Origin of the sequence: Saccharopolyspora sp. NPDC050642 (genome assembly GCF_040654735.1) — a bacterium.
GTDB lineage: Bacteria > Actinomycetota > Actinomycetes > Mycobacteriales > Pseudonocardiaceae > Saccharopolyspora > Saccharopolyspora elongata.
Genome location: NZ_JBFAIN010000013.1, coordinates 175632 through 196222, shown reverse-complemented (window position 1 = coordinate 196222; position 20591 = coordinate 175632). Strand labels below are relative to the sequence as shown.

Genomic DNA, 20591 nt, shown 5'->3' with positions numbered 1-20591 from the left:
GTTCGCCTCCTCAGATCGTCTGGCCGCCGTCGATCACGAAGTCCTGCCCGGTGCAGTAGCTGCTTGCGTCGCCAGCCAGGAACGCCACGAGCGCGGACACCTCCGCGGGCGCACCGACCCGCGGGATCGGCTGGTTCGCCACCGCGCCGCGGCCCGCTCTGGTCTCGTCGGAGATCATCGCGGTGTCGATCGCGCCGGGGCAGATGCAGTTGACCCGGATCCCGAACTCGCCGAGCTCCTTGGCCGCCGACTTGCTCGCCCCACGCAGCCCCCACTTCGAGGCGCCGTAGCCGATCCCACCGGCGAACCCCGTGAGCCCCGCGGTCGAGGCGACGTTGATGATCGAGCCACCCCGGTCGCGCATCAGCGGGAGCACGGCCTGCATTCCGAGGACCGGCCCGACCAGGTTGACGTCCAGCGCCCGCACGAGGTGGTCCTCCTCGAGCGCCGCCAGCGGGGCCAAGCCGTAGAACCCCGCGTTGTTGACGAGCGCGTCGACCCGGCCGAACTCGGCCCGAGTGCGCCGCATCGCCTCGTCCCACGCGCTCTTGCTCCGCACGTCCAGTTCCAGGGCGAGGGTCTTCGCGTCGATCTCCGCAGCGACCGCAGCAACCGCGCGCTCGTCCAGGTCGGCAAGCACCACGTCTGCCCCGAGCCGCGCCAGCGTTCTGGCGTGTTCGGCACCCTGCCCCTGTGCGGCACCGGTGATGAACACGACCTCGTCCCGCAAGTCCACCAGTTGCTCCGTCACATCCCACATCCCTCGTGCCGATCACCGAGCAAGCGCTTGGTGGACCATACACTCTCCCGGGGAATGGAGCGAGGTCGTCCGTACCAATCCACGACATCGACGACATGAAGCGGGCCGGATCCGGAGACCTCGCACAGAGCTTTGCCCGGGACCGTAGAAATCGACGGCGTCGGCGAAGCCCACTTCGCGCCCAGCAACGGCGTGCACGCCCGGATGCCGCAGGACCCGGCTCCGCCTCACTTCCCCACTGCCGTCCAACCGCCGTCGACCGGCAGGAAGAACACGGTGACGAAAGGATCTTCCCGGAGCAGGAACTCGATAGCGCGGGCCTGTTCGCCCGGCGGGCCAGCGGGGTGTGGGCACGGGCGACCCCGGTATCGCAGCCCCGGCCGATCATCTCCTGGACCATGGGGGCCAGCGCGCGCCCGGGCGCTACCGGACGCCGCGATCCGCCCATTCGACCGCGAAGTTCTCGGCGACGCCGGGCGGCCGTTTTCGCGACGCCGTAATCGGCCGGGTCGGCTCAATCCCGATGAGTGGTCGCGGATGACGTGGTCACGATGGACGTGCCCGCGGCGACGTCACCGATCTGGCCTCAACTCGTCGCAGCAGGACGAAGCCGTCGAAGACGGCCGAATAGGAGGAGGACACGCGACGGGCGGGCGGCGACGAGTCGGCTGGCACCTCTTCCGGCCCCAGGCCGGAGGCGCCGACCCATCGGCGAGGAGCTGCGGCCGATCCGCGAGACCGGTGGCCGGCGGACAGCCGCAGCCGCGGGGCTAGCTCGCGAGGAGGCCGCCGTAGAGGACGTGGAGGTACTGCTTGGCGATGGCCTCCGGCTTGTACTTGCCGCGGGGGCGGTACCAGCGCACGGACGACCACACGGTGTCGCGGATGAACCGGTAGGTGATGTTCATGTCGACGTCGGCGCGGAAGATCCCGGCCTTCTGCCCGGCGACCAGCAATCGCAGCCAGATCTTCTCGATCTCCCGGCTGAACTCGCCGACGTACTCGAAGCCGGGCTGGCGGGCGAGCGCCACCACCTGGGCCTGGTAGAGCGCGACCGCGTGCGGGGTCGCGGAGATGGCCTCGAAGGACGCGACGATCAGCTCGTCGAGCGCCGCGCGGGGGTCGACGCTGTCCTGCTCGATCTTGTGGAACCGGTCGCGCAGGGCGGACAGGAAGTCCCGCAGGATCTCGTCGAGCATCGCCTCCTTCGAGCTGAAGTGGTGGTAGAGGCTGCCCGAGAGGATGCCCGCCTCGTCGGCGATGTCCCGGACGGTGGTCTCGGCGTACCCTCTCGTGGCGAACAGCGTCGCGGCGATGCTCAGCAGCTGGCTCCGCCGGTCGGAGCCGCTGCCGCCTCCTGCCGAGGCCGCACCGCGCTTGGCCGACCCCGGCCGGGTCCTCGTCGCCATCTCGCCTTCCTTCCCGCAGACCGCGAATCCCCCACAACAACAAGCGTTTGGTCGATAGTCTGCCACAGCCGCGCCCGCGCGCCCTCCGCGGCACGCCGGTCCCGCACCGCGCAAGGCCTGGTCTGCGGGCGCACCCGTCGCTAGGATCACCTAGCAAGCATTTGGTCGGCTCGAAGGAGAGCGTGGGCACGGTGAACACCCCGATGACGATCCCCCTCCTCGTCGCGGAGGCCGCGCGGCGGCATCCCAACCAACCTGCCGTCGTCGACGGGGACATCCGGGTCAACTACGAACAGCTGGCCGGGCTCGTGACCGAGACGGCGCGCGCGTATGCGGCGCGCGGCCTGCGCCGGGGCGACCGCGCGGCCATCTGGGCGCCGAACCGGCTGGAGTTCATCCTCGCGCTCCTGGGCGCGCAGTCCATCGGCGCCATCGTCGTCCCGCTCAACAGCCGCTACCGGGGCCACGAGGCGGCGACCGTCCTGGCCCGCTCCCGCGCCTCGATGCTCGTCCTCGCCAACGGGTTCCTGGACATCGACTTCCTCGAGATGCTCCGCACCGCCGCCGCGGAATCGCCTGGTCAGGCCGGGGACGGCCCCATCCCCGGGCTGCCCCACCTGCACACCGTGGTGGACCTGGGCGAGCGGTCCGCCGACGGCGTGCTCAGCTGGCCGGACTTCATCTCCGGCGGCCGCTCGGTGGACCACGACCGGTTCGAGGCGATGGTCGCAGCTGTGACGCCCGACGACATCTGCGACATCATGTTCACCTCGGGCACCACGGGCATCCCCAAGGGCGTGCTCACGGCGCACCGGCAGACGATCGACGTCGCGCGGGTCTGGGCCGAGCGGGCCGAGCTGAGCACGGCCGACCGCTACGCCATCGTCAACCCGTTCTTCCACGGTTTCGGCTACAAGGCCGGGATGATCACCGCGATCACCGCGGGGAGCACGATCTACCCGGTCGCCACCTTCCAGGCCGACGAGCTGCTCGAACTCATCCAGGCGGAGCGGATCTCGGTGCTGCCCGGCGCGCCGACCCTGTTCACGTCCCTGCTCAACCACCCCCGGCTGGCGGAGTACGACCTCTCGTCGCTGCGGTTCTCCGTCGCGGGGGCCGCGACGGTGCCGAAGTCGCTGTTCCAGCGGATGCGCGACGAGCTGGGCTTCACGTCCGTGAGCCAGGCCTACGGCCTGACCGAGGCGGTCGTGGTGACCCAGTCCCTCCCGGACGACGACCCGGCGCACATCGCGGAGACGACCGGCCCGCCCGTCGACGGGATGGAGCTCCGCATCGTGGACCCCGCGGGCGACGACGTGCCCGCCGGCGACGAGGGCGAGATCCTGATCCGGGGTCGCAACGTCATGCTCGGCTACTTCGAGGACGAGAAGGCCACCGCCGAGACCATCGACGCCGACGGATGGCTCCGCACCGGCGACGTGGGCCGCCTCGACGAGCACGGATGCCTGCAGGTCACCGACCGGATCAAGGACATGTTCACCGTCGGCGGGTTCAACGTCTACCCGGCCGAGGTGGAGAACGTCCTCGCCACGCACCCGGAGGTGTCGGAGTCGGCCGTCGTGGCGAAGCCCGACCAGCGGATGGGCTCGGTCGCCCTCGCGTTCGTGGTGCCGCGCGGCGGGAGCAGGCCGACGGAGGACGCGCTGATCGAGTACTGCCGGGCCCGGCTCGCGAACTTCAAGGTGCCGAAAGAGATCGTCGTCCGGGACGAGTTGCCGAAGAACGCCAGCGGCAAGATCCTCAAGACCAAGCTCCGCCCCGCGGCGAAGGAAGCGTGACGCCCCGGGTCGGCAGCGGTCACCCGCCGCCGACCCGGCGCCTGAACCCCGCCGACCGCACGAACGCGATTTCGCGAGGAATTGCGTCATCCCAGGGTGATGACACCCTTCGCTCCCCGTGGCCACACCTCGCCATTTCCGCAGGTGGTGCGCAATTTTGCGAGAAACGTGCCGTCGTCCGGGTGGACTTCGAACTCTAGCGAAGCCGACAGCGGGTGATTTGCGCTCGACGACTCACCGCGCACCAGGTGAACTCCGCAGGAAAACGGGCCACTCACCGCCATCATCCACATTGGACATCGCACGCGCGCTGCGCGCACCGATGCCGGAGCGCGCGCCATCGTAACCAGAAAAACAAGCAAACGCTAGGTTTGTATTCTCGCCTCGCTCTCGTAGGATTCCGTTATGAGATACGCCGTAATGGCTCCGGTGGCGGCTGGCGTCACCGCCCGGCCCGATTGGATGGGCGAGTTCGCCCGGCACGCCGAGGCATGCGGGTTCGAATCGATCGTCGCGGTCGAGCACGCCGTCGTGGTCAGCCGGTACTCCAGCGTCTACCCCTACGCGAGCTCCGGGAAGATGGAGCTGGCCGACGACTGCGACATCCCGGATCCGCTGGACCTGCTGATGTTCCTCGCCGCGCACACGACCCGCATCGAGCTGGCCACGGGCGTGCTCGTGCTGCCCAACCACCATCCGGTGGTGCTGGCCAAGCGAGCGGCCACCATCGACGCGCTCTCCGGCGGCCGGCTGCGCCTGTGCGTCGGCATGGGCTGGATGCGGGAGGAGATCGAGGCGTGCGGGGCCGAGTTCGAGACCCGCGGGCGGCGGGCCGACGAGCAGATCGACGTGCTGCGCAAGCTGTGGGCCGACCGGTCGTCGACCGGTGTCGACCACGACGGCCGGTTCTTCTCCTTCGCCGGGGCGATGACCTACCCGAAGCCGGTCCGGACCGGCGGGGTCCCCATCCACATCGGCGGACACAGCCGCGCTGCCGCGCGGCGCGCGGGACGCCGCGGTGACGGCCTGCAGCCGCTCGGCGTCGGCGGTGCCGAGCTGCAGGAGCTCGTCGACCTGATGCGGCAGGAGGCCGAAGCAGCGGACCGGGATCCCGACGCGCTGGAGGTCACGCTCGGGCACCTCGTCTCGGCGATCACCACCGAGAAGGCCGAGTCGCTGGCCGCGCGGGGCGCGAGCCGGATCGTCCTGCAGCCCACGCCGACCACCGACCTGGCCGCGGTCAAGGACGAGCTCTCCGCGTGCGCGCAGCGGCTCGGCCTGGCCGGGCGATGATGCTCACCACGGGCGACCGGGTCGAGCTCGCCGACCTGGTCGCCCGCTACGCGGCCGCCGTGGACGACCGCGCGTTCGCCGCGGCGGCGGCCCTGTTCACCGAGGACGCCGTGCTGGCGATGCCGTCCCCGCCCGCCGAGCTCGGCCCTGCCGACGTCCACAGTGGCCGATCGACGATCGCCGGCGCGCTGCGCGCCGTCGAGGCTTTCGAACTCACCCAGCACGCAATCGTCGGCCAGGTATTCGACGGCGACGGGCGGACCGCGACCGGCCGCATCGCGTGCATCGCCCACCACTTGAGCAAGCGGTCGTCGCCGATCAACCTCGTGTGGCACCTGCGCTACGCCGACGGCTACCTCAGGCAGGACGGCGCGTGGCGGTTCGCGCGCCGGGAGCTGTCCATCGACTGGATCGAGACCCGAACACCACGCCGCTCGCGCGTCCCCTCTTGGAGCGAAGATGACTGACCGACCACGGATCTGCGTTGTGACCGGAGGTGCGCTGGGCATCGGCGGCGCCATCAGCCGCCGATTCGCCAGTGCCGGGGATCTCGTCGTGCTCAACGACGTGGACGGCGACGCCGCCCGCGCCGCGCAACTCGAGATCGAGGCCGCCGGCGGTCGCTGCGTGGTCGTCGTCGGCGACATCACCGACGACGCCGTGGTGGCCGAGACCGCCGGGGCGGCGCTGTCCGCGGGAGACGGCCGAGTCGACGTGCTGGTCAACAACGTCGGGGATTTCCGCCCGACGTCGTGGACGTTCGTGCGGTCGACGCCCGAGCAGTGGCGCCGGCTCTACGAGCTGAACCTGCACCACGTGTTCACCATGACCCACGCGCTGTTGCCCGCGATGATCGAGCAGCGTCGCGGTGCCATCGTGAACAACTCGACCGTCGAGGCCTTCCGCGGCATCCCGGGCAAGGCCGCCTACTCGGCGTTCAACGCCGGAGTCTCGGCGTTCACGAAGAGCCTGGCGGTGGAGGTCGGGCAGCACGGCGTCAGGGTGAACGCCATCGCGCCCGATCTCGCGGACACCCCGCAGACCCCCGCCGCCGCGATGCTGCGCGGCCGCGATCCCGAGCTGATCCGGACCTGGGTCCCGCTCGGCCGCTTCGGCGACGCGGACGACTACGCCGCGGCCGTGCAGTTCCTCGCCTCGGACGAGGCCTGCTACATCACCGGCCACACCCTGCCGGTCGACGGAGGCACGCTGGCCGCCTCGGGCTGGTACGGCCGCGCCGACGGCAAGGGCTGGACCAACTTCCCGAACAATCCCTAGAGAGGACCCACACCGCATGCGGCTAACGCCGCATCTGGAACAAACCCCTAGGCACCACAACGGAAAGGCCGATCGTGACGGATTTCCAGGACAGGCGCGGCGTCGCGGTGGTGACCGGCGGGACCGGCGGTCTCGGTACCGCGATCTGCCGGATGCTCGCCGAACGCGGCGCCGGGGTCGCCCTGACCTACCGCAGCGACCAGCGGGCCGCCGAGCGCCTGGTCGCGGAGCTCGCCGAGCGCGGCGGGGTGGCCGCAGCGGACCGGCTCGACCTCACCGACGCGAATCAGAGCAAGGTCTACCTGGACAGCGTCGTCGAACGCTTCGGCGCGATCCACACGCTCGTCCACGCGGCCGGTCCGCTGATCCCGCAGGTCCACCTCTCCAAGGTCGAACCGGCCGACTTCGCCAAGCACCTCGCCGCCGAGGCCGAGGCGTTCTTCAACGTCGTGCACGCCGCGCTGCCCGCGCTGCGCGCCAGCCGGGGCTCGATCGTCGCGATCACCACCGCGGCCACCCACCGCTACCCGGTCCGCGACGGGCTGTCCGCGGGCCCCAAGGGCGCCGTCGAGGCGACGGCCCGGGCGCTCGCCGCCGAGGAGGGCCGGTTCGGGATCCGGGTGAACTGCGTCGGCCCCGGCATGCTGACCGACGGCATGGCCGCCGAGCTGATGGCCAGCGGCGACCTCGACGAGCGGGCGCTGGAGGTCACCAAGCGCAACATCCCGCTGCGCGCATTCGGCAGCGCCCAGGACATCGCGGAAGCCGCGTGCTTCCTCGCGTCGGACCGCGCGAAGTTCATCACCGGGCAGAAGCTCGACGTGGACGGCGGATACGGCGTCTGACCACCGACTACCCCTTCGAGGAGCACCCGTGCCGAACACCGCTCAGCCCACCATCGACCTCGGTTTCACCCCTGGAGACGTCCTGCTGGTCAGCGGCGCCGGGAGCGGGATCGGCGAGGCCGTCGCCCTCCGCGCCGCGGAGCTGGGACTCGCCGTCGCCGCCTGGGACCTCGACGAGAGCGCCGTCGCCGCCACCGTCGACCGGATCACCGCGTCCGGCGGCAAGGCCCTCGCGGTCACGGCCGACGTCTCCGCGCCGGCCGAGGTCGAGCAGGGCTTCGCCGAGAGCCGTCGTCTCGGCGAGATCCGCTACCTGGTGAACAACGCCGGGCCTTCCTCCGCCGGGAACCTCGACTTCGACGAGGGCGTCCGGATCGCGGTCGGCAGCGTCCGGTTGATGACCGAGACCTGGCTCGCCGGCGGGGTTCCCGAGGGTGCCGCGCTGGTGAACGTCTCGTCGCTGGCCGGCAACCTCATCGGCACGGACTCGCCCTGGTACTGCGCCGCCAAGGCGGGGATCGCCGGCTACACCAGGCATCTCGCCACCTACCGGAACGCCGAGGTGCGCAGCAACGCGGTCGCCCCGGGCATGACCGACACCCCGCGGCTGCAGGGCTTCGTGCAGAGCGAGGTCGGGCAGCAGTCGTTGGAGAAGAACCCGATGAAGCGGATGGCGACCGGTGATGACATCGCGTGGGCCGCGCTGTTCCTGCTCTGCCCGCTCGCCTCCTACATCAACGGCGTCCTGCTGCCGGTGGACGGCGGCTGGACGGTGACCCAGTGACCGATCCGCTGACGGAACTGCTGGACGGACAGCGGATCCGCGAGGTCGTGCTGCGCTACTGCCGCGGGATCGACCGGCTCGATTTCGACCTGGTGCGCTCGGCCTACCACCCCGGCGGCATCGACCACCACACCGGATTCGACGGCACGGTCGACGAATTCGTCGAGTGGGTGCGTCCCCTGCTCAGCGGCTTCACCGGCACCATGCACATCGTCGGCAACCACCTCTGCGAGCTGCGCGGTGACCAGGCGGTCGCCGAGACCTACGGGACCGCCGTCCACTGGGGATCGCCGGAGTCCGATCCGCGGCGCAACTTCATCAGCGGCTTCCGCTACGTCGATCACATGGCCAAGCGCGACGGGCGGTGGGCGATCGTCGAACGGTTCGCGGTGCGCGAGTGGACGCACTCGACGGTGGGCGCACAACTCGCCCCGGAAGGCGACGGGCCGCGCGGGAGCCGGGACGCGGACGATCCGTACTACGTGCTGGCCCGGCGCATCCAGGAGGGCTGATGCCGGGCGGGACGATCGGCATCACCCGTGTGCCTAGGCTGCGGGCGTGAACCTCGACGAGCTGGTCAGCAAGGTCGAAGCCGTGTCGGCGAACTACGCGCGCAAGTACGGCGTCGAACGGGACGCGACGTGGTTCCTGCTGAAGCTCCACGAAGAGCTCGGCGAGCTGACGCAGGCGTTCCTCATGATGACCGGGCAAGCGCGGGACAAGGGGAAGAGCCCGGAAGAGCTGGCGGCCGACTTCCGCGCGGAGGTGGCCGACGTGCTGTGCCAGCTGCTGCTCCTCGCCCACCACCACGACGTCGATCTGGCAACGGAGGTCGCGCGCAAGTGGCTGGTGTGGAACCCCGCACCCCCGTCCTGATCAACGGCCACCGCGGCTTCGGCGAGCCCTAGCGTCACTACCATCACCGTCACGCCCGGGCGATGGCCCGGGGTTGGGCGGCACCGGTGCCCGACGTGACGGCTGGTGAAACGCCATGAAGGACGAGCAGTTGCGCGTGTCGGAACTGGCATCCGATGCGCTGTCGGTGTTCCGGGTCATCTCGTACTTCGACGCCCTCAGCGAGTCCGCTGCCAACGCCGACGCCATCGTGCGGTCCGCGGCGCTGCTCGCGGAGTGCCCGGTCGGCGCGCAGTGGGCGTCGGGCCCGGTCATCAGGTACGGGGCGTTGGGCGACCCGCTCGACGAGAGCCGCCTCGCGACGCCGACCACTGCGGATCCGGCTGTCTGGCTCGAACGCACTGCCGCCGAGCACCCGCTCGACTCGCTTCTCCTCGATCGGCTTCAGCACGTCTTGCGCGTGGCGGCGCAGCGGTCGGCAGTGCCGGCCGGTCCGCCGTTGGGGCATCCGGCGCTGCTGGAAGTGGTGCTTTCCGACAAGGAAAGGCGTGAGGACCGGGTTCGGGCGGTGGGATTGCTCGGATTGGACGCGACCCGGCAGGTGCGCGCGATGGCGGTCTCCACGGCGTCGAGCAAGGCGGCGCTGGACTTGGTCGCGCACAGCTGCCCAGGTCGCCTCGCGGGTCGGCGTGGCCGTGGAGCGCGCCTGGCGTGGCTGGGAATCAGTGCAGAGTGCGGGCGATGAGGGCGGCTCGCAGGTGCGCCGCGTCCGTCGGGTCGGCAGAGTTCAGGCCCGTGAGTTCGGCGACCTTGCGCATCCGGTAGTCGACCGTGTTCGGGTGGACGTGCAGTCGGCGGGCGGTGCGGCGCCGGTTCAGGCCCGTGCCGAGGTGGGTGCACAGCGTTTCCAGCAGGTCGGGCTCGTCCTCGATCGCGCGGAGCTTTCCCGCCAGCACGTCGCGGGCCGGGCCGGGGCGGGTGAGCTGGTAGTCCAGCGCTAGTTCGTCGAGCGTGTAGATCCCCGGTGGACGCCCGGCCACCGCGAGCCGGCGCAACTCGTGCGCGGTCCGCGCGGCCTCGGGGATACCGGGGACGGACGCCGATACCGCGCCCACCGTCACGTCGGCGCCCGCCGCCGCGCCCGCGGCCAGGACCAGGTCGTGAACGCGCCGGTCCGGATCGGCCGCGTCGTCGCGGGCCAGCAGCACCACCCCGCCGTGCTTGTTGAGCCGGGACAGCAGCGGTTGCGGCGACCGGCGTTCCAGTTCCGCGCGGAACCGGCGGAGCTTCCGCCACCGCGCCACGTCCGCGTTGGTGCCCGGCGCGGACTCGTCCGGATGCGCGGCGATCTCCACGTCGAGCACCGCGTAGCTGTCGGCCAACCGAATTCCCAGCCGGGCCGCCGCGTCGATCGAGTCGCCTCCGGTCAGCAACGCCGCCAGCAGGTCCTGCTTCGCGGCGTGCGCATCGGCCAGGAAGGTGTCCCGCTCCTGGAAGTACACGGACGAGGCCACCGAGGTGATCTCGCGCAGGTAGCGGAGCACGAGGTCCACCACCCCGACCAGGGCGTGCATGTCCTCGGGCCGGGCCTGCGCGCTGAAGTGCTCCCACGCCACCCGGACACCCACGTTGTGCGCGTTGAGCACCGCCTCGATCGGCACGCCCTCTTCGGCCCGGTGCAGGATGTCGTCGCGCAGGTCGGTCAGCGACTTCGGGTCGGGGGCGCCGCCGTTGCGCAACATCCGCCCGACCATCGCCATGCCCCGCTCGATGATCCGCGTGATGTCCCCGCGCAGCTCCTCCTCCGGCAGTTCGGCGTACGCGGGCAGCTCCGCGATCAGCCGCGCGAGCACGGCGGGCACCAGCGCGGGCGCGGCGGCGGCGAGCACCTGGTGGAGCGGTTCGCCGCGCCAGCGGAGTTCGAGCGGGACCGCGTTGGATTCGATCACAACGATGACCTCCCAAGACTGGAGAACTCACCACCACCACTCCCCTCGTGCGGGGTCCAGCATGGTGACCAGAACCTTACCCAGAGGTAACTTGCGGTCGGCCGCACATCGTCAGGGAAGATCGAACGGCAACAGGGGATGCTATGAACTCTCGCGGGAACGGCCGGATCAGCCGGCGCTCCGTGCTCATCACCGGCGGTGCGGCCGCGGTGAGCGCGGCCTTGCCCACAGCTGCCGCAGCCGCCGCACCGCACACCGCCTCGGGTGCCGATGCCGACGCGATCGTCGTGGGCGGCGGCCTGGCCGGGCTGGTGGCCACCGCGGAGCTGGCGGCCGCGGGCCGCAAGGTCCTGCTCCTGGACCAGGAACCCGAGGCCAGCCTCGGTGGGCAGGCGTTCTGGTCGCTCGGCGGGCTGTTCTTCATCGACTCCGCGGAGCAGCGGCTGGCGGGGATCCGCGACTCGCTGGAACTGGCCCGCGCGGACTGGTTCGGCAACGCCGGTTTCGACCGCGGCACCGAGGACCCGCTGGGCGAGGACTACTGGGCTGCCCGCTGGGCCGAGGCGTACCTGGAATTCGCCGCGACGGAAAAGCGGTCCTGGCTGCACGGGATGGGTGTGCGGTGGGTGCCCATCGTCGGCTGGGCCGAGCGGGGCGGCCAGCTCGCGGACGGGCCGGGCAATTCGGTCCCCCGCTTCCACCTCACGCTCGGCACCGGTCCCGGCGTCATGGAGCCGTTCGAGAAGAAGGTGCGCGAGGCCGCCGCGCGGGGCCTGGTCTCCTTCCGGTTCCGCCACCAGGTGGACGAGCTCACGATCACCAACGGCGTCGTCGACGGCGTGCGGGGCGGTGTCCTGCAGCCCAGCGACGCGCCGCGCGGCACGCCGAGTTCCCGCGCCAGGGTCGGCGATTTCGAACTGCACGCGCCGGTGGTGATCGTCACCTCCGGCGGGATCGGCGGCAACCAGGACCTCGTCCGGCAGAACTGGCCGGACCGGCTGGGCGCGCCGCCGAAGCGCATGGTGACCGGCGTGCCGGCCCACGTCGACGGCCGGATGCTGGCCATCAGCGAGCGGGCCGGTGCCCGGCTGGTCAACCGCGACCGCATGTGGCACTACACGGAGGGACTGGCCAACCACAGCCCGATCTGGCCCGACCACGGCATCCGGGTGCTCGCCGCGCCGTCCTCGCTGTGGTTCGACGCGCGCGGCCGCCGGTTCCCGAATCCCGGCATCCCGAGCTACGACACCCTCGGGACGCTCAAGCTGATCAAGGACACCGGCTACGACTATTCGTGGTTCGTGCTGAACCAGCGGATCATCGACAAGGAGTTCGTCCTCTCCGGTTCCGAGCAGAACCCGGAACTGACCCGGAAGGACCTGGCGGGCTACCTGGCGAGCAGGCTGCTGAACTCGACCCCGCCACCGGTCAAGGCGTTCCAGGACCGGGGCGAGGACTTCGTCGTCGCGCGAACCCTGCCGGAGCTGGTGGCCGGGATGAACCGGCTGGCCGGTGCGGACCTCGTGGACCCCGGCGACCTGGAACGCCAGATCGTGATGCGGGACCGCCAGGTGGACAACAACTTCACCAAGGACGAACAGATCATGGGGATCCGCAACTCGCTGGCCTACTCCGGCGATCTCCTCGCGCGCACCACGCCCCTGCACAAGATCCTGGACCCCGCCGCCGGTCCGCTGATCGCCATCAGGATGAACATCCTGACGCGCAAGACGCTCGGCGGCCTCCAGACCGACCTGTCCGGCCGGGTCCTGGACGCGCGAGCCGTTCCGATCCCCGGGCTGTACGCCGCGGGCGAGGTATCCGGCTTCGGCGGCGGCGGGGTCCACGGCTACCGCGCGCTGGAGGGCACTTTCCTCGGCGGCTGCCTGTTCTCCGGCCGCCAAGCGGGCCGGGCCGCAGCCGCGGCAACGGCCTGACCCGGCGGCAGAACCGTTGAAGCGCTGATGGGGGCGACGTTGGCCGTCCCCATCAGCGCTCAGCTCCGGCCGACCGCGTTCAGGGCGTGTGCTGTCGCCGGTCGAGGATTTCGGCCCGCCGCTGCTGGGCATCGCGGTCGAGTGCCGGACCGGCGTTGCGCAGCGGGTAGGCTCGTCGAAGATCTCTACGACCTGTGGAGTTGAGCCTCCCCCGATGGCGAAGTCCAAGCGCAGGCGCGATCCGGATGAGCAACCGCGCCCCCAGGTGAAGCCCGTCGTCTGGATTTCGGCCGTGCTCGTCCTTCTCGCGCTGGCGCTGGCAGCGGTGGCTGTCCCCGTCAACGCCGTGGCGCTCGGGATGCCGTTGGCGTTGGCGTTCCTGCTCAGCATCGCCCAATCCGGATCGATCGGCATCGCGCTCTTCTACCCGCGGCCGGCCGCCGTCATCTCCTGTTCGGCCGTGTTCCTGCTCGCGATGGCGGCCCGCAGCGACGATCCCGCGGCCATCTGGCCGGTCTCGGTGACGACGCTGATCGGTCACGGGCTGGTGATCAGCGTGCTCGGCGTGCACCAGGCGTGGCCGGCCGGCCTGCGATGCTGGCTCGGTGGCGTCGCGGCAGCTGTCGGAGCTGCCGTGCTCGTGCCGCAGAGCGTGCCGGCGAATGCTGTGGTGGGGAACCTCTTTCTGTTCGGCGCAATCACCGGTGGTGTGTTCGGCGGCGCGCTGGTGGTTCGGCAGTGGCGGCAGATCTCCTCGCAGCTCGTGCAGGAACGCAGGCTCAGCGCCGACGAGCACGCCAAGCGCGTGATAGCCGAGGAGAAGACGCGGATCGCCCGCGAGCTGCACGACGTGATCGCGCACAGCATGTCGCTGATCAACGTGCAAGCGACCACTGCGCAGTACCGGCACCCGAACCTCGACCCGCTTCTCGCCGCGGAATTCGACGAGATGGCGGCGGCGTCCCGGCAGGCGTTGGGCGAGATGCGCAGCGTTCTGGGCGTGCTGCGCAACGGCCAGACTGGCGGCGAGCTGGTTCCGCAGCCGGGTTTGGCCCGCATTCCGGAGCTGATCGACAGCGCCGGCCGCGCGGGCGTGGACGTTTCCGCGCACGGCACGGAGTTGCTGGAAGACGGGACGGGCAGCGAGATCGCGGGCATCGCGGCGTTCCGCATCGTGCAGGAAGCGTTGAGCAACGTGACCAGGCACGCCCCCGGCGCGCGCACCGAGGTGCGTTTCGCCCGCTCCGGCGGTGAGCTGACGATCACCGTGCGCAACAGCGCCCCGGACCGGGCGGTGACCCCGGTGCAGGGCGGTGGGCACGGCCTCGTCGGCATGCAGGAGCGGGCCGCGATCGTCGACGGGAACGTCCACTTCAGACATCTCGACGACGGCGGCTACGAAGTACGAGCGGTTCTCCCGCTGCACACGGCCGGAAACGATTCGCAGGAGCGGGAAGACCAATGACCATCAAGGTGATCGTCGTCGATGATCAGGCCATGGTGCGCGCCGGGTTCGCCGCCCTGCTCGACGCCCAGCCCGACATGGAGGTGGTCGGCGAGGCGGAGAACGGCGCGCGCGCAATCGAGATCAGCCACGCCCGCCACCCGGACGTCGTCGTGATGGACGTGCGGATGCCGGTGCTCAACGGGATCGACACGACGCGGCAGCTGATGCACCCGCCCGCGGGCGTCGGGCACGTGCCCCGCGTGCTGATGCTGACGACCTTCGACATCGACGACTACGTGTACGACGCGATCCGGGCGGGCGCCAGCGGCTTCCTGCTCAAGGACGCGCTGCCCGCCGACCTGGTTTCGGCGGTGCGCGTGGTCGCCGGCGGCGAGGCGCTGCTGGCACCGACGGTCACGCGCCGGATGATCGAGCACTTCGCCCGGTCCGCCCCGCCGCGCCAGAAGACCGCACCGCGGCTGGCGGCGCTCACCGAACGGGAGCGCGAGGTGCTTGTCCTCGTCGCGCAAGGGCTTTCGAACAACGAGATCGCCGGCGCGTTGTTCATCACCGAGCAGACCGTGAAGAGCCACGTCAGCCGCATCATCGGCAAGCTGGGCGTCCGCGACCGGGTGCAGGCCGTCATCGCCGCCTACGAATGCGGTCTGGTCTCTGCCGCCGGCGCATGATGGGCCCAGTACCGGGGAGGTAGTGGTCGCCCCACCCCCTACCGCGGTAGGGGTCCTGAATGCGCTCCCAGGACGGACGCGCTCACGGCCGCCGAATTCATACGCTTTTTCCGGTCCGGAATTCGTCCGGACTCTTTCACGGGAGAAGCGACAGTGGCCAATCTGCGCACACCTTTTGCACCGGCACCGCCCGCCGGCCCAGGACCATCCCGCGACCGAGTCCTCGACCTGGTCAGGTCCGCCTGCCTGGTGGTGGTCGTCGTCCTGCACGCCATGATGGCGGGCATCGAGGTCAGCGCGTCGGGCATCCAGATCACGAACGCCCTGGAGAACCAGCGGTGGTTCACCCCGATCTCCTGGATCATCCAGGTGATGCCGTTGTTCTTCGTCGTCGGCGGATTCGCCGGCATCACGCAGTGGCGCCGAATGCGCGACGCCGGTGCGGCGCCGGCCGATTTCGTCCGGACCCGCCTCACCCGGCTCGCGCGGCCCGCGCTGGTCGCCTTCGCGGCGATCGCAGGCGCGCTGGCGCTGGCGAGCGCGGCCGGGGTCTCGCCGGACCTGCTCGCACAGGTCGGGTTCCGGATGGGCCAGCCGATGTGGTTCATCGGCGTCTACCTGGGGACTTCCGCGCTGGTCCCGCTGATGTGCCGGCTGCACGAGCGAGCGCCGCGGGCAACGCTTGCGCTGCTCGTCGCATTCGCGCTCGGTGTCGACGTGCTGTCGATCGCCACCGCTACGCCGGCGATCGGGTTCGCCAACCTCGCGTTCGTCTGGCTGGCCATCCAGCAGATCGGGTTCTGGTACGCCGACGGCTGGTTCCGGTTCCGGTCCAACAACCTGCTGCTGGGTGTGGCGCTCGGCGCGTTCGCGTTGCTGCTGACCGGCACGACCACCGCCCCCTACCCGGCCGACATGCTGGCCAACCTCAACCCGCCGACCATCAACCTGGTGCTGCTCGGCGTCGTCCAGGTGTGCCTGCTGTCGCTCATCACCGCTCGCCTCGCGGTCCTCATGGGACGGCCGGGCCTGCGCGCCGCCGTCGACGTGATCGGCAAGCATTCGCTGACCATCTACCTCTGGCACATGCCCGCCGTGGTGCTGCTCGCCGCCGTGCTGCTGGTGCTGGGATTCCCCTGGCCGGAGCCGCTCGGCGCCGCGTGGTGGTTGACCCGGGGCCCGTGGTTGGCCGGGATCGCGCTGGTCCTCATCCCGCTCGCTGGCCGACTGGGCCGATTCGAGCGCGGGACCACCGGGCCTCCTCGTCGCACGCCCGGGCTCGCCGCGGCCGGTGTGGTCATCGCCATCGCGGCCATCGTCACGGTGCTGGTCGCGGGATTCACCACCGTTTCAGCGACGATCGCTGCGATCCTGCTCCTGGTAGCGCTGCGCCTGCAACACTCCTCGAAGCGTTCACCAGTCGCCAGGAACACGCATGACCGCATTCAGACCGACGCCACGGACACGTCCATTGTGGACTCGCATTCGACGTTCCGTCAGCCGGAGGACACCAGTGCTCCGAACGATCGCGGCCTGATCGGGAGCACTGACGGAGGCGTCACTTGGCACCCGCTGCCGCTGCACGGCGAGATCGACTTCCACTCCCTGGAAGCCAAGCACGGCCAGGTGTACGGCTACAGCAGCACGACGGGCGAGATCATGGTCAGCCGCGACCACACCTCCTGGGACCGGCGGGGGAAGATCGCGCTGGCGGATTTCGCGGTCAGCCCGACCAACCCCGATGAACTCGTCGCCACCACCGAGCAGGGGCCCGCTCGCAGCACCGACGGCGGGCGAACCTTCGCCGCCATCCCGGGCGCACCTGCGCTGGCGCTCGCCGACTGGCCGACTCCCGAGCAGGCCTACGGCATCGACGCCCGGGGCCGCGTCCACGTCAGCACCGACGGTGGAACGTCCCGGACACCGCGCGGCCAGCTCTCCAGCGCACCGCAGGCGACGGGCGGCTGCACGTCGCGACCGAGTCCGATCTGGTGACGTCGGCCGACGGCGGGCAGACCTTCACCGCGCGAGCCCCGTCGAGCTGATCGCGGGAACACCGCAGGCGTTCACGTGCGCACGGGGCGAACCCGTATCCTCGGCCGCAGGAGCAGGAGGTTCGGCATGCAGGGTCTGGGAGAGCTCGAAGGCGCCGTGATGGACGTGGTGTGGCAGTCCGCGGAGCCGATGACCGTTCGCGAAGTCCTCGCGGAACTCAACAACACGCGCGATCTCGCCTACACGACGGTCATGACCGTGCTCGACAACCTCCACAGGAAGGGGTGGGTCGAGCGGGAGCTGCACAACCGCGCATACCTCTACACCCCGGCCGAAGCCCGCGAAGCGGCAGCGGCCCGGGCCATGCGCGAGCTGCTCGAATCCAGCGGTGACCCGGAGGCCGTCCTGCTGCACTTCGCCCAGTCCGCGTCCGAAGACGAAACGGCCGCCCTGCGGCGGGGCCTGCGGCGGCGGCCCCGGCGATGATCCTCGCGTTCGCCCTGCTCCTCGGCGTCGGCATCGTCGTCGGCTACTCCCCCGGCCTGCTGGACCGGATGATGGCGCGGCGAATCGATCCGCAGGTCGTGCTGGCGACCTGGGTTGCGCTGGTGGCGACGACGTTCCTCACGGTCGTAGCCGCCCTGGTCGTGGTCCTGCTGCCCGCCCACGGGCCCACATCCCTGCTCATGGAGTTGGTCCACCACTGCTTGACCGCCGTGCAACACGGTGCGCTCCCGCAGTTCCACGCGGTGACGGCACTGCTGCTCCTGCTCGGTCTCGCCAGCGTGCTGCTGCTCGTCAGCGTCAGGCTGATGCACCACGTTCGGCGGCAACGCCGGATGCACCGGCGGCAGCTCGAACTGCTGCGGGTCGCCGCGCAGCCCGAGGCCGGCCCGTTCCCCACCATGTGGCTGCCGCACCCGAAGCCCCTGGCCTACAGCGTTGCCGGAACGCCCGCATTCGTGGTCGCCACCGACGGCGTCCGGGAAGAACTCTGCGCGGGCGATGCCGCCGCAGTCATCGAGCACGAACGCGCCCACCTCCACGGGCGCCACCACATGCTGGTCGGCCTGGCCGAAGCCCTCGCTCGTTCGGCACCGTGGATCCCGCTGATGCGCCACTCCCCCGCCCTGGTGCGCACGGCCGTCGAACTGGCCGCCGATCGCGCCGCGGCGCGTCTGCACGGTGCCGGCTCCGTGCGCTCGGCCCTGCTGATCATGTCGGGTTGCCACGGCGGTCCGGCCACTCCCCAGCACGCCCTGGGCATGGCCGACAGCGCCGTCGCCCTCCGCTTGCACCACCTCGAATTCCTGGGGCCCTGCGCACCACGAGCCAGGCGCGCGCTGGCCTCCGGCATGGCGGGGCTGACCGCCGCACTCCTCCCGGCGCTCGCGGGCCTGGGCATCCTCGCCAGCCTCGCGATGATCACGTGCCCCATCCTGTTCGAGATTTGAGCCGCATCGGCGGAACCCGCGATTTCTCAAGCCTGGTAGGACATCGTCGTCATCATTCCGGCTTCGCCGTGGTAGGCGTTGTGGCAGTGGATCATCCACTGGCCGGGGTTGTCCGCCTGGAAGTCCACCTCCAGCGTCTCCATCGGGAGCACGATCGAGGTGTCCTTCCGCGGCCCGGCGCCCGGCCCGGTCACCACTTGGTACGTGTGCCCGTGCAGGTGCATCGGGTGGAACATCATCGTCCTGTTCACGAAGCGCAGCCGGACCCGCTCGCCCTGGCCGACCGGAAGTGGCCGGCCCTCCTCGAAGGTCTTGCCGTTGATCGTCCACCGGTACGGGGCCGACATGTCCATCCCCAGCTCCAGCGCGTGCGTGCGGTCCGGCCCCCGCGCCGGTAGCCGGACCGGCTCCGCAGCGACGAGGGACCCTGCTGCGAGGAGCCGACCGTCCAGCTCCGCCGGACGCACATCGGGCGCCGGGGGCGTCCCGGATCCCGTGCGCACCAGGGCGAGCCCTTGCCCCTGCTTGCCCTCCGCAGACGCCACGAGCGGGAAGACGCCATCGCCCGCGGTGATCACGGCGTCGTAGCGCTCACCCATGCCGATCAGCAGGGAGTCGGTCTCCGCCGGCTGCACCGGGAACCCGTCGGTGTGGGTGATCACCATCCGGTGGCCGCCGAGCGCCACGCGGAACGCGGTGTCCGACGCCGCGTTGATGATGCGCAACCGCAGCCGCTGCCCCGGCCGGGCGCCGATCGTGCTCGGCGCGGCCGGCACCCGCCCGTTGATCAGGTAGTGCGGGTAGTCCACATCGCCGGTGTCCGACCCCAGCGGGCCCGCGTTTCCGCTCGTGCTTCCGTGATCCATGCCGCCCATGCCCGGCATCCCGCCGTGGTCCATGCCGCCCATCTGCATGCCCTTGGCCGTCAGCTCGGCGAGCTTCGCGTCGGGGTCTCCGGCAACGCCGTCCAGCCAGTCGTCGAGGACGACGACCGCCTCGGCGTCGTACCGCCCGCGCTCGTCGGGGTCCTCGACGATCAGCGGCGCGTAGAGCCCGCGGTCGAGCTGCACGCCGACGTGCGGGTGGAAGAAGTAGGTCCCCGGATCCGGCACGGTGAACTCGTAGTCGAACTTCGTGCCCGGCCGCACGGCTTCCTGGGTCACGCCGGGCACGCCGTCCATGTCGTTGCGCATCGCAATGCCGTGCCAGTGGACGGAGGTGTCCTGCGGGAGCTCGTTGACCAGGCTCGCCCGGAGCACCTCGCCTCGCCGGAGCCGGATCTCCCCGCCAGGCAGCCGATCATCGAAGGTCCAGGTCGCCACCTCGGGACCGCCGAGGTCCACAATGCTCGGTCGCGCACGCAGGTCCACGTGCACGATTCGCGCGTTCGCCGCGCGACGCGCGCGCTCGGATTCCAGCACCTGCGGCCCTGTCGGCGAGACCGGTGCCGGTGCAGCGGGGCTCGAGCAGGCCTGCGCCACGCCGACGGCGGCAAGCCCTGCTCCTAGTCCCAGGAAACCCCGCCTGCTCAGGGCACCGGGACGATGCCCGCCGTCGGACGAATTCCCACCAACACCACCACCATCATCATCATCGATGCGCATTGCGACCTTCCGGAACCACGAGCAGACATCTACTAAGCTAGATAGTACATATCGACTCGGGAGGGCCGGCCTGCTCGAGGCCGGCCACGCCACCCGGACGCCGGGCGGCCGCCGTGCGTCCCGTCACATCCTGCCCCATCAGGTACCCCCCGGGGTATGGTCGGCACAGGAGGAGAGACATGCAGATGAAACCCGAACTCCTGGGCGACGCCCTGGTCCGCCTCCGGCGCGCGCAGGGTCAGCTGGCCGGCGTCATCGAGGCGATCGAAGAAGGCGACGACTGCGCGGCGGTGCTGACCCAGCTTGCCGCCGTTTCCCGTGCCCTGGACCGCGCCGGCTTCAAGATCGTGGCCAGCGGCATGCGGTACTGCCAGCAGGCGCGGGACAACGGGGACGAACCCCCGATGACCGAGCAGGAGCTCGAACGGCTCTTCCTGGCCCTCGCCTGACAACCGGCGCGACCTCGCCCAGCGCACAGGTGCGCCCGAACCAT

General features: G+C 70.7%; 20 protein-coding genes. 16 read left to right on the top strand and 4 right to left on the bottom strand.

The features are described from left to right. Positions 1 to 10 precede the first annotated feature (10 nt). Together AB0H93_RS21950 and AB0H93_RS21945 are read right to left on the bottom strand one after the other, a co-directional pair. Positions 11 to 751 carry an SDR family NAD(P)-dependent oxidoreductase gene (locus tag AB0H93_RS21950; RefSeq protein WP_358574854.1) on the bottom strand — a complete coding sequence of 247 codons (741 nt, stop codon included), beginning with the start codon at positions 749 to 751 and terminating at the stop codon, positions 11 to 13. Between the two features lie 779 nt (positions 752 to 1530). Beyond that, the gene (locus AB0H93_RS21945) at positions 1531 to 2169 is read right to left on the bottom strand and encodes a TetR/AcrR family transcriptional regulator (protein WP_358574853.1); all 639 of its coding nucleotides are present in this window, start codon (positions 2167 to 2169) and stop codon (positions 1531 to 1533) included. A 203-nt stretch (positions 2170 to 2372) separates the two neighbouring features. Between AB0H93_RS21945 and AB0H93_RS21940 the strand changes: the two genes are divergently transcribed. The 9 genes from AB0H93_RS21940 to AB0H93_RS21900 all read left to right on the top strand — a co-directional run bounded on the left by AB0H93_RS21940 (position 2373) and on the right by AB0H93_RS21900 (position 9768). Then, positions 2373 to 3968, top strand: coding sequence for an AMP-binding protein (locus tag AB0H93_RS21940; protein WP_358574852.1), 1596 nt, complete (start codon positions 2373 to 2375; stop codon positions 3966 to 3968). 405 nt (positions 3969 to 4373) lie between these two features. Beyond that, positions 4374 to 5261, top strand: coding sequence for an LLM class F420-dependent oxidoreductase (locus tag AB0H93_RS21935; RefSeq protein ID WP_358574851.1), 888 nt, complete (start codon positions 4374 to 4376; stop codon positions 5259 to 5261). After that, the gene (locus AB0H93_RS21930) at positions 5228 to 5728 is read left to right on the top strand and encodes a nuclear transport factor 2 family protein (RefSeq protein WP_358574850.1); all 501 of its coding nucleotides are present in this window, start codon (positions 5228 to 5230) and stop codon (positions 5726 to 5728) included. The genes AB0H93_RS21935 and AB0H93_RS21930 overlap by 34 nt, the downstream gene beginning before the upstream one ends. Continuing rightward, positions 5721 to 6539, top strand: a complete 819-nt coding sequence (locus tag AB0H93_RS21925; protein ID WP_358574849.1) for an SDR family NAD(P)-dependent oxidoreductase — start codon at positions 5721 to 5723, stop codon at positions 6537 to 6539. The genes AB0H93_RS21930 and AB0H93_RS21925 overlap by 8 nt, the downstream gene beginning before the upstream one ends. A gap of 74 nt (positions 6540 to 6613) precedes the next feature. Next, entirely contained in the window at positions 6614 to 7384 is a 771-nt protein-coding gene (locus AB0H93_RS21920) for an SDR family oxidoreductase (protein ID WP_358574848.1), read from the top strand. Positions 7385 to 7412: 28 nt separating this feature from the next. Further along, the gene (locus tag AB0H93_RS21915; RefSeq protein ID WP_358574847.1) at positions 7413 to 8168 is read left to right on the top strand and encodes an SDR family oxidoreductase; all 756 of its coding nucleotides are present in this window, start codon (positions 7413 to 7415) and stop codon (positions 8166 to 8168) included. Next, positions 8165 to 8680 carry a nuclear transport factor 2 family protein gene (locus AB0H93_RS21910; protein WP_358574846.1) on the top strand — a complete coding sequence of 172 codons (516 nt, stop codon included), beginning with the start codon at positions 8165 to 8167 and terminating at the stop codon, positions 8678 to 8680. Before AB0H93_RS21915 ends, AB0H93_RS21910 begins: the two co-directional genes overlap by 4 nt. 46 nt (positions 8681 to 8726) lie before the next feature. Beyond that, positions 8727 to 9044 carry a hypothetical protein gene (locus AB0H93_RS21905; RefSeq protein WP_358574845.1) on the top strand — a complete coding sequence of 106 codons (318 nt, stop codon included), beginning with the start codon at positions 8727 to 8729 and terminating at the stop codon, positions 9042 to 9044. A gap of 115 nt (positions 9045 to 9159) precedes the next feature. Then, on the top strand, positions 9160 to 9768 hold the full coding sequence (locus AB0H93_RS21900) for a hypothetical protein (RefSeq protein ID WP_358574844.1): 609 nt from the start codon (positions 9160 to 9162) through the stop codon (positions 9766 to 9768). Here AB0H93_RS21900 and AB0H93_RS21895 read toward each other — a convergent pair. Continuing rightward, on the bottom strand, positions 9746 to 10972 hold the full coding sequence (locus tag AB0H93_RS21895) for a helix-turn-helix domain-containing protein (protein WP_358574842.1): 1227 nt from the start codon (positions 10970 to 10972) through the stop codon (positions 9746 to 9748). The two genes, AB0H93_RS21900 and AB0H93_RS21895, sit on opposite strands and share 23 nt — an antisense overlap. A 143-nt stretch (positions 10973 to 11115) precedes the next feature. Here AB0H93_RS21895 and AB0H93_RS21890 point away from each other — a divergent pair, with 143 nt between their 5' ends. The 6 genes from AB0H93_RS21890 to AB0H93_RS21865 all read left to right on the top strand — a co-directional run bounded on the left by AB0H93_RS21890 (position 11116) and on the right by AB0H93_RS21865 (position 18494). Then, positions 11116 to 12909 carry an FAD-binding dehydrogenase gene (locus AB0H93_RS21890; RefSeq protein ID WP_358574841.1) on the top strand — a complete coding sequence of 598 codons (1794 nt, stop codon included), beginning with the start codon at positions 11116 to 11118 and terminating at the stop codon, positions 12907 to 12909. Positions 12910 to 13123: 214 nt separating this feature from the next. Continuing rightward, complete coding sequence (locus AB0H93_RS21885) at positions 13124 to 14374, top strand: histidine kinase (protein WP_358574839.1); 1251 nt, start codon at positions 13124 to 13126, stop codon at positions 14372 to 14374. After that, complete coding sequence (locus AB0H93_RS21880; RefSeq protein ID WP_358574838.1) at positions 14371 to 15045, top strand: response regulator transcription factor; 675 nt, start codon at positions 14371 to 14373, stop codon at positions 15043 to 15045. The genes AB0H93_RS21885 and AB0H93_RS21880 overlap by 4 nt, the downstream gene beginning before the upstream one ends. 153 nt (positions 15046 to 15198) lie before the next feature. Beyond that, entirely contained in the window at positions 15199 to 17040 is a 1842-nt protein-coding gene (locus tag AB0H93_RS21875) for an acyltransferase (RefSeq protein ID WP_358574837.1), read from the top strand. A 126-nt stretch (positions 17041 to 17166) separates the two neighbouring features. After that, positions 17167 to 17526: a BlaI/MecI/CopY family transcriptional regulator gene (locus AB0H93_RS21870; protein ID WP_358574836.1), complete on the top strand. Its 360-nt coding sequence runs from the start codon at positions 17167 to 17169 to the stop codon at positions 17524 to 17526. After that, entirely contained in the window at positions 17523 to 18494 is a 972-nt protein-coding gene (locus tag AB0H93_RS21865) for a M56 family metallopeptidase (protein WP_358574834.1), read from the top strand. Before AB0H93_RS21870 ends, AB0H93_RS21865 begins: the two co-directional genes overlap by 4 nt. A 26-nt stretch (positions 18495 to 18520) precedes the next feature. On the opposite strand, the gene AB0H93_RS21860 is transcribed toward AB0H93_RS21865, so the two are convergent. Then, entirely contained in the window at positions 18521 to 19915 is a 1395-nt protein-coding gene (locus tag AB0H93_RS21860) for a multicopper oxidase family protein (protein ID WP_358574833.1), read from the bottom strand. Between the two features lie 362 nt (positions 19916 to 20277). On the opposite strand from AB0H93_RS21860, the gene AB0H93_RS21855 reads away from it, so the two are divergent. Next, positions 20278 to 20547 carry a metal-sensitive transcriptional regulator gene (locus tag AB0H93_RS21855; RefSeq protein ID WP_093266475.1) on the top strand — a complete coding sequence of 90 codons (270 nt, stop codon included), beginning with the start codon at positions 20278 to 20280 and terminating at the stop codon, positions 20545 to 20547. The last annotated feature ends 44 nt before the right edge of the window (positions 20548 to 20591 follow it).

Bases quoted from the DNA above. Each gene is read 5' to 3' on its own strand.
- AB0H93_RS21890 (WP_358574841.1), top strand. From the start codon at position 11,116: ATGAACTCTCGCGGGAACGGCCGGATCAGCCGGCGCTCCGTGCTCATC.
- AB0H93_RS21900 (WP_358574844.1), top strand. From the start codon at position 9,160: ATGAAGGACGAGCAGTTGCGCGTGTCGGAACTGGCATCCGATGCGCTG.
- AB0H93_RS21925 (WP_358574849.1), top strand. From the start codon at position 5,721: ATGACTGACCGACCACGGATCTGCGTTGTGACCGGAGGTGCGCTGGGC.
- AB0H93_RS21865 (WP_358574834.1), top strand. From the start codon at position 17,523: ATGATCCTCGCGTTCGCCCTGCTCCTCGGCGTCGGCATCGTCGTCGGC.
- AB0H93_RS21870 (WP_358574836.1), top strand. From the start codon at position 17,167: ATGCAGGGTCTGGGAGAGCTCGAAGGCGCCGTGATGGACGTGGTGTGG.
- AB0H93_RS21940 (WP_358574852.1), top strand. From the start codon at position 2,373: ATGACGATCCCCCTCCTCGTCGCGGAGGCCGCGCGGCGGCATCCCAAC.
- AB0H93_RS21885 (WP_358574839.1), top strand. From the start codon at position 13,124: ATGGCGAAGTCCAAGCGCAGGCGCGATCCGGATGAGCAACCGCGCCCC.
- AB0H93_RS21880 (WP_358574838.1), top strand. From the start codon at position 14,371: ATGACCATCAAGGTGATCGTCGTCGATGATCAGGCCATGGTGCGCGCC.
- AB0H93_RS21935 (WP_358574851.1), top strand. From the start codon at position 4,374: ATGAGATACGCCGTAATGGCTCCGGTGGCGGCTGGCGTCACCGCCCGG.
- AB0H93_RS21945 (WP_358574853.1), bottom strand. From the start codon at position 2,169: ATGGCGACGAGGACCCGGCCGGGGTCGGCCAAGCGCGGTGCGGCCTCG.
- AB0H93_RS21855 (WP_093266475.1), top strand. From the start codon at position 20,278: ATGCAGATGAAACCCGAACTCCTGGGCGACGCCCTGGTCCGCCTCCGG.